Genomic DNA, 12,710 nt, shown 5'->3' on the forward strand with positions numbered 1-12,710 from the left:
AAAGCCTGTGCTTTCTCCAAGAAGATTCCTTTATATGAATATATCGGAGGGAAAAAGGCAAAGCTCCTTCCGGTTCCACAGATGAATATCCTGAACGGTGGTCAACATGCAGATAATAATCTGGACATTCAGGAGTTTATGATTTTGCCTGCGGGCGGTCACTCTTTTAAAGAATCTTTGAGAATGGGGGTGGAGGTTTTTCATCACCTGCAAAAAGTCTTAAAGGAAAAAAAGCTCAACACCGGCGTGGGGGATGAAGGCGGGTTTGCTCCCAGTCTGAATTCGAATGAGGAAGGATTTCAGGTGATCCTTGAGGCAATTAGCCGGGCAGAATATAGAGCTGGAGAGGATATCTACCTGGGGATAGATGCAGCGGCTTCAGCATTTTATAATCCGGACGAAAAACTCTACATCTTCAAAGCTGAAGGTAGAAGATTTACCAGCTCACAGTTAATTCACTATTATGAAGACCTTCTGGATAAATACCCGATCATCTCCATCGAAGACGGTTTAGCAGAGGATGACTGGGAAGGGTGGGTCAAGTTGACCGAGAAATTGGGGAATAGAATACAGATCGTGGGGGATGACATCTTCGTCACCAACCCGAAAAGGCTAAGAGTAGGGATTGAGAGAAAAGCAGCTAATGCTATACTGATCAAGTTAAACCAGATAGGGACCCTGACCGAGACTTTAGACACCATCGAGATGGCGAAAAAAGCCGGCTTTAACACCGTTATCTCTCACCGCTCAGGCGAGACTGAGGATACCACCATAGCAGATGTGGCGGTTGCTGTCTCCTCGGGCCAGATAAAGACCGGCTCAGCCTCGAGAACAGACCGGATCTGCAAATATAATCAGCTTCTGAGAATCGAAGAAAGATTAGGCAAGAAAGCAGCTTATGCAGGGAGGAATGTGTTTTATGGCTTGGGTAAAGGGAGGTCAGCATGTTAGACAATAGAAAGAAAAAAAATCTCAGGGTGGATGATTTCTTTACCCGGATCAAAAAACAGTCTTTGCCCCGCAAGAAAATATTAAGGCGGGTTTTGTTTCTCCTGCTCTTTTGCTTCATTTTCTATCTCTATTTTGCCGGGGATTATGGTTTTTTCCGCCTGCTTTCGCTAAAAGCACAAAGAGAGAATACAATCCTTGAGACTAAAAGGCTGCAGGCTCTGAATATGGATCTGCAAATAGAGAAAGAAAAACTCAGAGATGACCTCTCCTACATCGAGAAGGTTGCCCGGGAAAGATACGGCATGGCCAAAAAGGATGAGGTGATCTATAAATTCGTCCAGCCCCAGGACACTTCTTCCACCCCTCTTTCAAAAAAATAGATGAGCTTGGTCAAAACCGAAGGGATCGTCCTGAAGAGCTTCAAGTATGGGGACTCCTCGCTCATCTTTTCCCTCTACACCAGAGATTTCGGGAAGGTAAAGGTCTTAGCCAAAGGGATAAAAAGGGCAAAAAGCAGGACTGCTCCACCTGGAACGTTTTCGCTGGTCGAGGTAGTTTTTTATAAAAGGGAGAGAAGCGAACTCCATCTTCTTTCCTCTGCTGAGACCCTGAAAAGTTTTTCGGGATTAAGCAAAAGCTTGAACCGTTTTTCCTGGGCAGCGGCTGTGTCTGAGCTTCTGGACCAGTTGATAAAAGGCGAGGAGTCAAACCCGAGGATTTTCAATTTGAGCCTGAAGACACTCTCAAGGATGGAATTAACTGATGAGTCGAACCTGGAAAAGCTTTTCTGGAGTTTTGCACTCAAGCTCAGCACGCATTTAGGGTATAAGCCTAAATTAGATGCCTGCGTAAACTGTGGTAAGGAGATAAAAGAGGAAGAGGTTTTCTTCAGCCCGGAAAGAGGCGGGGTGATCTGCAAAAAGTGCGCAAAGGAGGATGAATATTTTCTCAAGCTCAACCGGAAATCGTATCTTATAGCCAGGAAGCTTCTATCCCTGGATATTAACAAGGCGGATAAATTCCCCGTAGATAAAGAAAACCTGGAAGAGATCGCTGAGCTGGTCAAGAGTTTTATCAGTTATCATACCGGAGCAAAAGAGCTAAAAACTCTGGAATTCTTGAGGAAGATTTCGGGTTAATCAACAGGAACTTTTTGGAGGAAAGGTGGCAAACAAGAAAAGTCAAGATTTAATGGATAAACTGGTCTCCCTGTGTAAAAGGAGAGGTTTCATTTTCCAGTCCAGCGAGATCTATGGGGGGATAAATAGCTGCTGGGATTATGGGCCCTTAGGCGTGGAGCTTAAGAATAACATCAAACAGTGCTGGTGGAAAAGTATGACCCAGTTCCGGGATGATATCGAAGGGCTGGATGCCTCGATTCTAATGCATCCGCAGGTCTGGGTGACCTCAGGTCACGTAGCTTCTTTTGCTGACCCGATGGTAGACTGCAAGAACTGCAAGATGAGATTCAGAGCAGAAGAAGTTCAGGGAACGAAATGCCCTAATTGCGGTGGAGAATTGACTGAAGCCAGGCAGTTCAATCTGATGTTCAAAACCCATATGGGTCCAGTGGAGGATGATGCTTCAATGGTCTATCTTCGTCCGGAAACTGCCCAGGGTATTTATGTCAATTTCCTAAACGTATTAGCCCCTTCCAGGCAGAAACCTCCTTTCGGAATTGCTCAGATAGGGAAGGCTTTTAGAAACGAGATCTCCCCTGGCAATTTCATCTTCCGCTCGCGTGAATTCGAGCAGATGGAGATGCAGTTTTTTATCAACCCCAAAGAAGACGACAAATGGATCGAATACTGGAAAGAGGAGAGAATGAAATGGTATCATTCTCTGGGGATAAAAAAAGAAAACCTGCGGTTTCACCAGCACGATAAAAAGGAATTAGCTTTTTATGCCAAGATGGCTTTTGACATAGAATATAATTTCCCCTTTGGCTGGAAGGAGATCGAGGGGATTCATAACCGCACCGATTATGACCTTTCCCGGCACACCCAGGCAACCGGGAAAGACCTTTCCTATTATGATGACCTGACCAGGGAAAGGTTTATTCCATACATAATCGAGACCTCAGCCGGGGTTGACCGCTCGTTGCTGGTCTGCCTGGTGGATGCTTACCACGAAGAGGTGGTCAAGGATGAGGAAAGAACCGTTTTGAAATTAGATCCCAAAATCGCGCCGATCAAAGCCGGGGTGTATCCCCTGGTCAAAAGGGAGAATATGCCAGAGATAGCAAAAAAGATCGAAGATCTGTTAAGACCTCATTTTAAGGTCTTCTATGATGAAGGGGGTGCCATTGGCAGAAGGTACAGAAGGCAGGATGAGGTGGGAACTCCATTCGGCATAACAGTTGACTCCCAGACGCTACAAGATCAGACAGTGACCTTGCGGGAGCGGGATTCGATGGAGCAGGTAAGAGTGAAAATTGATGAACTGGTGGGTGTTTTGAAAAAGAAGATATGGGGAAATTAAGTAGACAGTAGACAGCATACAGTAAACAGGGAAAAACAACGTAGGGGCGACCCCCCGCGGTCGCCCGAGCCGTAGCCGTATGTCAATCATGATGAAGTCAGATTGACATCTCTGTGTCATTCTGAGCCCTACGGGCGAAGAATCTATAAAACCTGTAGTATAGGAAGCACTAATAGATACTTCGCTTCGCTCAGCATGACAGCTAAAAAAGTAATTAATCAGCCCTAACGTAGTAATAGGAGGTACTTTTTTATGAAACCCACAGATGAATTAAAAGAAGAGCACAAGGTCATTTTGAGGATGCTGAAGATTTTGGAAAAGGTCTCACAGAGTTTAGATGAAGGTAAAGAGGTTAAGCCTGAAGTCTTCAAGAAAGCAATTGATTTCATACGCAATTTTGCTGACAAGTGCCATCATGGCAAAGAAGAGGATACTCTTTTCCCGATGATGGAGAAATACGGGATACCCAGGGAGGGCGGTCCTCTGGGAGTAATGTTGTATGAGCACACCTTAGGCAGAAATTATGTCAAGGGTATGGCAGAGGCATTAGAAAAATATGAGAAAGGGGATAAATCTTCTATCAAAAAACTGGTGGAAAATGCACGCGGTTATGCTGGCCTCTTAGCCCCACATATTTTTAAGGAAGATAATATTCTTTATGCAATGGCTGATAGAAATATCCCGGAAAAAGAGCAGAAGATTTTAGAGGAGAAGTTTGAAAAGATAGAAAAAGAGGTTATTGGGGAAGGAAAACATCACGAGTACCTGCATCTGGTTGAGGAGTTAGAGAAGCAATTGGGTTTGATTTGATGGGATAGATTATTACCACCACAATATTCTGAAAAATTGAAAGAAAGTAGAGTTCCCTCTCCCCTTGTGGCAGAGGGTTAGGGAGAGGGGAACACCCTCCCATCAAGGGAGGAGAAAATGAAAGAGAACTTGCGGATTATGTCTGGAGGTCAAATGCTAATCCGGGAGATGAAAAAAGAAGACATCGAGGATTCGATTGAGCTTTCGAGAACTGTTCGGGAAAAAACCTGGGAGAAGTATGAGAAGGAGGTCTATCCCAGGAAGCTTCTGGATGAGGAGCTTCAACTTTATTCCTATGATACTTTCTTGAGATTTATCGGAGATGAGAACAGATATGGTTTTGTGGCTGAAGAAGACGGCAGAATAGTCGGGCTGACTATCGGCAGATTTGACCAGGGTGGGGTATCAGACCTTTCCTGGATCTGCACGGCATTGGATGAACAGGGTAAAGGGATTGGAAAAAAGCTGATTAACAAAGTCGCAGATTACTCCCAAAAAAAAGGATGCCATAAGCTTTTCGCCTATACCACACCAAGTCTTATTACCGCAGTTAATTTGTATTTGTCATCAGGTTTTGTGCAGGAAGCTCATCTACGCAAGCACTGGCATAAATTAGATTTTCTGATTATGTCAAAATTGTTGGAATGAGTAGACAGTAGACAGCATACAGTAGACAGGGAGAACAGCTCCGCCCCCGCACAGTACCAGTATACCCACGTTGCCACAACGTGGGTCAATTTTCCCACCCTGAGGGTAAGGTGGAGCTACCACAAATTATTAGGATGAATCCAAACTTATCCCTCAAAATAGTCCGCATTAAGCTTAAAGGAGAAAGGCTAATCATCCGTCCGCTTAGCAGGGACGATATTGACAAAAGGCTAAAATGGAAACCTTACCCTGATCCGTTATATGCTCATTACAATTTAGGGGAGATGACTGAGGCTCAGAAAAAGGAATGGTATCTGAAAAGAAAAAAAGACCCTCATATGCTTTACCTGTCCATTGACAGTCTCAAAGAGGAGCTTTTAGGATTTTTAAATATCTATGACCTTGACTGGGGGAATAAAAAGGCAAAGCTAGGCATCTATTTCGGGTGTGAACATACTGATAAAGGTTATGGGACTGAAGCAATTAAGACCCTTCTGCCTTATTATTTTGAGAAGATGAGATTCAAGGAGCTGTATTTAGATGTTGCCGCTTTGAACAAAAAGGCTATTAAATGTTATCTCAATTGCGGGTTTGAATTTTTCAGAACTAAATTCGAAAAACATGATCCGAGAAACAAGATAAATATCTTTGGATATGAACGTTTCAAAGATATAAGGAAATATTTCAAACAAGAGGGTGATGAAATCCTGGTGCAGTTCAAGGAGATGAGGATAACTAAGGAGATTTGGGAGAAGAAACAAGTAGATAGTAGGTAGTAGCGAGCATATTGGGAAAAGATATATTCGTAGCGCGAGCCTTTCAGGCTCGCTTTCGTTTACCAGAAGCTTTTCGTTGATTATTTCAGGAGTTGTTTCTGACACCGAAGTTCATTAGATCCTGTCAGGTCTGAGGACCTGACAGAACAAATTCCCCCTTTTGGTTTGACAATTCCTCTAAAAACCATATCTTTTTGTAGTATAGTCCAAGAAATCAGGGTAGGCAAAAAGGGTAAGAGATTCTTATGGAAATACTGCTGAAATTTGAACAGACAATCGGGCGTTTTAATATGCTACAAAAGGGGGATAGGGTAATTGTTGCCTGTTCCGGAGGTCCGGATTCTGTGGCGCTGCTTTATCTTTTATATCAGATAAAGGAAAAATATGATTTGAAACTTTTTGTTGCTCTTATAAATCATAAGCTCAGGGGTGAAGAGTCAGATAAGGACGAGAGATTTGTCAAAAGCTTGGCACGGGATTTAAGATTAGACTTTCATACCAGGTCTTTCGATGTCGCAAAAATTGCCAGGAAGAAAAAGCTTTCTATCGAAGAAGCTGCCAGGGAAGTCAGGTATCAGTACTTGGACAAGTTAGCTCAAAGGTTAAAAGCGACCAAAATAGCCTTAGGACATAATGCAGATGACCAGGCAGAAACCGTGCTGATGCGCCTGATCAGAGGAACAGGAGCTTTAGGTCTGACAGGAATGTCGATTGTAAGGGGTAAGATCATCAGACCACTTCTGCAAATAAAAAGAGAGGAGATAGAGGAGTTTCTCAAAGAACAAAATCTTGATTTCCGAATCGATTCATCTAATTTAAGACAGGATTACCTGAGAAACAGGATAAGATTGGAGCTTTTGCCTCATCTCAAAAGGAATTATAATCCGAAAATCATCGATACACTAAACCGGACTGCTTCTATTTTAACTGCTCAGGAAGATTATCTCGAGAAAGAGACTCTAAAGGAATTTGGAAAGGTGGCAAAGGCTCAAAAGGAGAAGATTTCGCTTGATTTAGATAAGTTATTTAGTTATGATATTTTTTTACAAAGAGAGATGCTCAGGTTGGTTTTCGAACGGTTAGGAGGAGGTGGATTTAAGGCAAGTTTCAATCTGGTAGAGCGGGTTCTGAGCTTAGCTCAGCAAAAGAAGGCAGGCAGAAGAGTCTTCCTGAATAAAGATGTTCTGGCTGAAATCTCTGCCAGGCATCTGAATTTCTATAAGGTAAAAAAGACGGAAAAAGATCAGCCGTTGATTTTTCCGGGAATAGTAGAGTCCAGAAAATTCGGGATAAGGTTAGATTCAGAGGTAATCAAAAGGAAAAATCTGAAAGAAAAGCCTTATTCAAAAGACGAGATGACTGCCTCCCTCGACTGGGATAAGTTGAAACCGCCGTTCATCTTAAGAAATCCGAGGACAGGGGACCGGTTCAGACCTCTGGGAATGAAGGGGACCAAAAGTCTGAAAGATTTCCTGACAGACCTTAAAGTTCCTCGTTATGAAAAGGAAAGAGTTCTGGTTTTAACCTCCAATGATTGGATAGTCTGGGTCTTGGGATATAGAATTGCAGATGAATTCAAAGTGAGAAAAACCACAGAGAATATCTTAAAAATAGAAGCTAAAGAAACTGGAGAATGAGAAGAAAAGGGATTAAGATAATCATCCCAAAAAGGGAGCTGGACAAACGGATAAGAGAGTTAGGGAGTAAAATCTCCAGGGACTATGCGGGTAAAGAGCCGATATTAATCGGGATACTCAAGGGCAGCTTCATTTTCTTAGCTGATCTGGTCAGGCAGATAAAAATCCCGCATCAGGTCGATTTCATTGCAGTTGCCAGCTATGGCCAGGAGATAGTCGGCAGCGGGGCAGTCAAACTGATCAAGGACCTAAACGTTAATATCGAGGGAAAAGACGTAATAATCATAGAGGATATCGTGGATACTGGTTTAACCCTGAACTTCATAAAAAAAAACTTGCTTCTGCGTTGTCCGAAAAGCATAGAGATAGTTACCCTTTTAGACCGTAAGGAGAGGAGAAAAGTCGAGGTCCCGATCAGATATGCAGGTTTTGCAATACCCAACGAGTTCGTCGTGGGTTACGGATTGGACTTAGCCGAAAGATACCGTAACCTGCCTTATATAGCCAGGGTCGAAGGAGCGAAGTTGTCCCAAAGAAAGCTTGAGCTTTGAGAATAAATAAAGGTGATAAGGTGAAATATATGAATGGAAAAAAAGAAAACTCGAATCGAGGCAACAGGTTTAAGCCTGAGAAGAAGAATAGATCGAAAAGAGTCCCTGAAGGTGAAAAACCAGGTGGTGAATTCCCCTGGAGAAAAGCAGGAAGGACTCTTCTGATCTGGCTGGTTTTGATCATCATCTCGGTGTACCTTTTCCAGTATTACAATCGCGGCTTTAAAAAAGAAGCCGAGATAAACTATACTGAGTTTTTGGAGCAGCTTGATTCCAATAATGTTAAAACCGCTCTTATGGTGGAGAAGGATATAAGTGGCGATTTCGTTAAGCCAATTAAAAAGACAGAAGGTAATGTTACCAGATCATACCTGAATTACAAACTGCATCTCCCTTTTGATGACCCTTCTCTTTTACAGAAATTAGTAGCAAAAGGGGTGCAGATAAAAGCTGAACCACCCAAATTCAACTGGTCAGGGCTTCTCCTGGGGGTACTGCCTTATCTTCTGCTCTTGGGTTTTCTCTGGTTTATCCTTTTCAGGCAGATGCAAGGGGGCACCAAAGGGATATTCTCTTTTGGCAAAAGCCGTGCCAGACTCCAGACCGGGAATACTCCTAAGGTCACCTTCAACGATGTAGCAGGAGCAGACGAGGCTAAACAGGAGTTGCAGGAGGTCATAGAGTTTTTAAAAGACCCTTCTAAATTCCAGAGATTAGGAGGTAAAATCCCCAAAGGGGTGTTACTTTTAGGGGCACCCGGCACGGGCAAGACCCTTTTAGCCAGAGCAGTTGCCGGAGAAGCCGGGGTTCCTTTTTTCAGTATGAGCGGGTCAGATTTTGTGGAGATGTTCGTGGGAGTCGGTGCCTCCAGGGTCAGGGACCTATTTGACCAGGGAAAGAAAAATGCCCCCTGTATAATCTTCATCGATGAAATAGATGCAGTAGGCCGTCACAGAGGCGCAGGATTGGGCGGCGGGCATGACGAGAGAGAACAGACCTTAAATCAGCTTTTGGTGGAGATGGATGGTTTTGAGTCGAATGAGGGCGTGATTCTCTTAGCAGCCACTAACCGCCCGGATGTTTTAGACCCGGCTCTTTTAAGACCTGGCAGATTCGACCGCCAGGTGGTAGTAGATATTCCTGACGTAAAAGGTAGAGAGGGCATCTTGAAAGTTCATATCCGGAAAATAAAGATGTCTGAGGATGTAAATCTATCAATCTTAGCCAGAGGAACTCCAGGTCTTTCAGGAGCAGACTTAGCTAACCTGGTGAATGAGGCAGCACTTTTAGCTGCCAGAAAAAATCATGATAAGGTTACTATGGATGATTTTGAGGAGGCAAAGGATAAGGTGATGATGGGAACTGAGAGGAGAAGCCTGGTAATAAATGAAGAGGAGAAAAAACTTACCGCTTATCATGAGTCCGGGCATGCACTGGTGGCTAAACTTACCCCTGGTTCTGATCCGGTTCACAAGATGACCATAATCCCCAGGGGGTTATCCCTGGGTTTAACCCATTATCTGCCCATAGATGAAAAGCATACCCATTCCAAAGGGTATCTGGAGACCAAGCTGGTGCACCTTTTAGGCGGCAGGGTTGCAGAGAGGTTAGTCTTCAATGAGCTGACCACTGGAGCGGGGAATGATATCGAGAGAGCTACTGAGCTTGCCAGAAAGATGGTATGCGAATGGGGGATGAGCGACAAGTTAGGTCCTTTGACCTTCGGGAAAAAAGAAGAGGAGATCTTTTTAGGACGGGAGATAGCCAAACACAGGGATTACAGCGAAATGACTGCTCAGGAGATCGACGAGGAGGTAAAAAGGATTGTCGAAGAAGCGGAGAAAAAAGCCTTCGATCTTTTAAGCGGCAACTTAGATAAGCTTCATCTTTTAGCTGAGGCTCTTTTAGAGAAGGAGATTCTGGATGGAGAGGAGATAGACCGGATTCTAAGGGGGGAGAAACTTGAGAATAAAAACAGTGACCAGAAAAGCAAAGTAGAAGATAAAAAGGAATCAAAATAAAAGTAAGGATGAACCTGAAAAAGGTAGAGAAGATCCTTCTTAAAAAGGGTGACAGAAATCTTCAAAGGGGAATGTAGCCGTCCTTATACACTCGTTTTATCAGGGGAAATATGAACCTTAAAGGACAAGGACTAAAAGAGCTCAATCAGAAGAAAGGATACTTACTGGAAATTGGACAGAGAGTACTTGATCTTTCCTCTCGCACACATCTTATGGGTGTGCTGAATGTTACCCCGGATTCATTTTCAGATGGAGGAAAGTTTTTCAAGCCGGAGGAGGCAGTAAAACAGGGGCTCAAATTAGCAGAAGAAGGTGCGGATATAATCGATATAGGCGGTGAATCTACCAGACCGGGTTCAGAACCCGTAACTATCGAGGAAGAACTGCGCAGAGTTATACCGGTGATTGAGGAATTAACTAAAATGATTCAGGTCCCGATCTCGATAGACACCTATAAATCCAGAGTAGCAAAGGAGGCTTTGGACTCCGGGGCTTCAATGGTCAACGACATAAGCGGGTTGAGGTATGATCCTGAGATGAAGAAAGTCATAGCTAAATACGATGTTCCGGTAGTCTTAATGCATATTAAGGGAACACCGAAGAATATGCAGGAGAATCCTCATTATGATAACCTGATTGAAGAGATTAAAACATATCTAATAGAATCTATAAAAATTGCCAAAGAAGCCGGTATCGATGAAGACAAAATAATTATCGATCCCGGAATAGGGTTTGGTAAAACCCCGGAAGATAACTTAAGGATATTGAAAAATCTTAATGAGTTCACAGAGTTAGGCAGACCACTTATGGTTGGAGTTTCGCGTAAGTCGTTTATCGGAAAAATATTAAATCTGCCGACTGAAGAGAGGTTAGAGGGTAGTTTAGCCTCGATGGCAGCTGCCATAATGAACGACGCAAATATCTTAAGAGTGCATAATGTCAAAGAAAGCAAAAGGGTGGCAAAATTAGTGGATGCAATCTTAACGTCAGGTTAGCAAAAGATGACACTCTTTCACGTAGGGTTTTTGAAATTCGGCATAGTCGACTTAATCGATGTGGCGATTGTGGCATTTCTTTTCTACCGTTTTCTGATCCTGGTCAAAGGAACCAGGTCAATCCAGATTTTGTTTGGAATCTTTGCTCTGATCGTGATCGCGTTCGTGGCGTTTTGGTTTCAATTAGAAGGGTTGAAATGGCTGATAACCAATATAGCCACTGTCGGGGTAATTGTTCTGGTAATCGTATTCCAGCCAGAAGTGAGAAAAGCTTTGGCTGAATTCGGGCAAAGCCGTCCCTTTCGTCTTTTCATCCGATTTGAAAAGCAGAAGGTCTTAGATGAGCTGGTCAAGGGATTGATAAAGCTTTCGGAGCTTAGATACGGAGCTTTGATTGTCCTGGAAAGGGAAACCGGGCTGAAGAATTTCATAGAGACCGGGAAAGCTTTGAATGCCCAGCTTTCCAGTGAACTGCTTCTGACCCTATTCACGCCTTACACTCCTCTGCATGATGGAGCTGTGATCGTCAGAGGAGAAACGGTGGTAGCAGCCGCCTGCACCCTGCCTTTAACTCAGAAAAGAGAATATGCTGACCTGTACGGGATGAGACATAAAGCTGGAATCGGGGTGACTGAGGATTCTGATGCTTTAGCTGTGATCGTATCTGAGGAGACCGGGGAAATATCCGTAGCTACCGATGGTAAGTTGAGAAAAGATATTGAGAAGAGCAGATTGAGAGATGTTTTAATTCAGCTGATCGAGGGAAAGAAATAGAAGAATCATGTTCGTAGATTATGCAGAGATAGAAGTATGGGGAGGTAAAGGTGGGAATGGATGCATCAGCTTCAGAAGGGAGAAATATCTTCCCAAAGGAGGTCCCAATGGAGGCGACGGAGGAAAGGGAGGAGATCTGATTCTAAAAGTGGATCCAGACCTTTCCACCTTGCTGGATTTTCATTATAAGAGAATTTACAAAGCAGAAAATGGCAAACATGGCGAAGGTAAAGATAGAACAGGAGAAGGCGGTAAAGATCTGGTGGTGAAAATTCCTCCTGGCACAATGGTGAAGGATAAAGAATCAGGAGAGGTGTTAGGTGATCTGGTCTCCCCTGAGGACTTATTCATAGCAGCCAAGGGTGGGAGAGGAGGAAAAGGGAATGCGCATTTTAAGTCCTCCACTAACCAGGCGCCCCGATTTGCCCAGCCGGGTGAAAAAGGTGAAACAAGAAAAATAATCCTGGAGTTGAAGCTCTTGGCAGACGTGGGGATTGTTGGACCGCCTAATGCAGGCAAATCCACACTTTTGGCCAGGATTTCAGATGCCAGACCCAAAATAGGTCCATACCCATTTACCACCCTCAGGCCGAACTTAGGAGTGGTCAGGTTAAAAAGCGGCAAAAATTTCATTTTAGCCGATATTCCGGGGCTGATCGAGGGTGCCCATAAGGGAAAAGGGTTAGGGCTTGATTTCCTAAGACATATACAAAGGACTAAGATACTGGTTTTTCTATTAGATGTGACTGTGCCTGACATACCTCTGGAATATAATAGGCTCAAACAGGAACTCAAATTGTATGATCTTTCGCTTCTTGAGAAACCTGCGATTTTAGCTTTAAACAAAATCGATCTTTTGCCTGATAAGGAGAAGAAAAAAATTAAAGTTAACCTGGATCTGCCAAGCGTAAAGATCTCAGCCCTGACAGGGGTCGGGATTAAAGAGCTTTTAAATATCATCAGCCGGGAACTGGAAAAAGGTAGGCTGCAGGAAAAGGGAGAGGTAAAGATTGGAGCATTCTAAAAAGCTCGTAGCTTGCAGCAGGGAGCTGGTAGCTAAAAGCCA

General features: G+C 43.6%; 13 protein-coding genes. All 13 read left to right on the plus strand.

The window, feature by feature from the left end; genetic code table 11:
- The coding region (gene eno / locus MUP17_03860) for a phosphopyruvate hydratase (protein MCJ7458108.1) at window positions 1–951 on the plus strand (951 nt) is incomplete at its 5' end.
- The gene (locus MUP17_03865; protein ID MCJ7458109.1) at window positions 945–1,331 is read left to right on the plus strand and encodes a septum formation initiator family protein; all 387 of its coding nucleotides are present in this window, start codon (window positions 945–947) and stop codon (window positions 1,329–1,331) included. The genes eno and MUP17_03865, both read left to right, overlap by 7 nt.
- Window positions 1,332–2,090, plus strand: a complete 759-nt coding sequence (gene recO, locus MUP17_03870; protein MCJ7458110.1) for a DNA repair protein RecO — start codon at window positions 1,332–1,334, stop codon at window positions 2,088–2,090.
- 52 nt (window positions 2,091–2,142) lie between these two features.
- The gene (locus MUP17_03875; protein ID MCJ7458111.1) at window positions 2,143–3,432 is read left to right on the plus strand and encodes a glycine--tRNA ligase; all 1,290 of its coding nucleotides are present in this window, start codon (window positions 2,143–2,145) and stop codon (window positions 3,430–3,432) included.
- 252 nt (window positions 3,433–3,684) lie between these two features.
- On the plus strand, window positions 3,685–4,242 hold the full coding sequence (locus MUP17_03880) for a hemerythrin domain-containing protein (GenBank protein ID MCJ7458112.1): 558 nt from the start codon (window positions 3,685–3,687) through the stop codon (window positions 4,240–4,242).
- 117 nt (window positions 4,243–4,359) lie between these two features.
- A complete protein-coding gene (locus MUP17_03885) occupies window positions 4,360–4,890 on the plus strand; it encodes a GNAT family N-acetyltransferase (GenBank protein ID MCJ7458113.1) in 531 nt (176 codons plus the stop codon).
- 134 nt (window positions 4,891–5,024) lie between these two features.
- The gene (locus MUP17_03890) at window positions 5,025–5,666 is read left to right on the plus strand and encodes a GNAT family N-acetyltransferase (GenBank protein ID MCJ7458114.1); all 642 of its coding nucleotides are present in this window, start codon (window positions 5,025–5,027) and stop codon (window positions 5,664–5,666) included.
- Between the two features lie 245 nt (window positions 5,667–5,911).
- Window positions 5,912–7,303, plus strand: coding sequence for a tRNA lysidine(34) synthetase TilS (gene tilS, locus MUP17_03895; GenBank protein MCJ7458115.1), 1,392 nt, complete (start codon window positions 5,912–5,914; stop codon window positions 7,301–7,303).
- A complete protein-coding gene (gene hpt, locus MUP17_03900) occupies window positions 7,300–7,854 on the plus strand; it encodes a hypoxanthine phosphoribosyltransferase (protein MCJ7458116.1) in 555 nt (184 codons plus the stop codon). Before tilS ends, hpt begins: the two co-directional genes overlap by 4 nt.
- A gap of 29 nt (window positions 7,855–7,883) precedes the next feature.
- A complete protein-coding gene (gene ftsH, locus MUP17_03905) occupies window positions 7,884–9,875 on the plus strand; it encodes an ATP-dependent zinc metalloprotease FtsH (GenBank protein ID MCJ7458117.1) in 1,992 nt (663 codons plus the stop codon).
- A 110-nt stretch (window positions 9,876–9,985) separates the two neighbouring features.
- Window positions 9,986–10,870: a dihydropteroate synthase gene (gene folP / locus MUP17_03910; protein ID MCJ7458118.1), complete on the plus strand. Its 885-nt coding sequence runs from the start codon at window positions 9,986–9,988 to the stop codon at window positions 10,868–10,870.
- Between the two features lie 6 nt (window positions 10,871–10,876).
- Window positions 10,877–11,644, plus strand: coding sequence for a diadenylate cyclase CdaA (cdaA, locus tag MUP17_03915; protein MCJ7458119.1), 768 nt, complete (start codon window positions 10,877–10,879; stop codon window positions 11,642–11,644).
- 7 nt (window positions 11,645–11,651) lie between these two features.
- The gene (obgE, locus tag MUP17_03920) at window positions 11,652–12,668 is read left to right on the plus strand and encodes a GTPase ObgE (protein MCJ7458120.1); all 1,017 of its coding nucleotides are present in this window, start codon (window positions 11,652–11,654) and stop codon (window positions 12,666–12,668) included.
- Window positions 12,669–12,710: the final 42 nt, after the last annotated feature.

Source organism: Candidatus Zixiibacteriota bacterium (assembly GCA_022865345.1).
Lineage (GTDB): Bacteria > Zixibacteria > MSB-5A5 > MSB-5A5 > RBG-16-43-9 > RBG-16-43-9.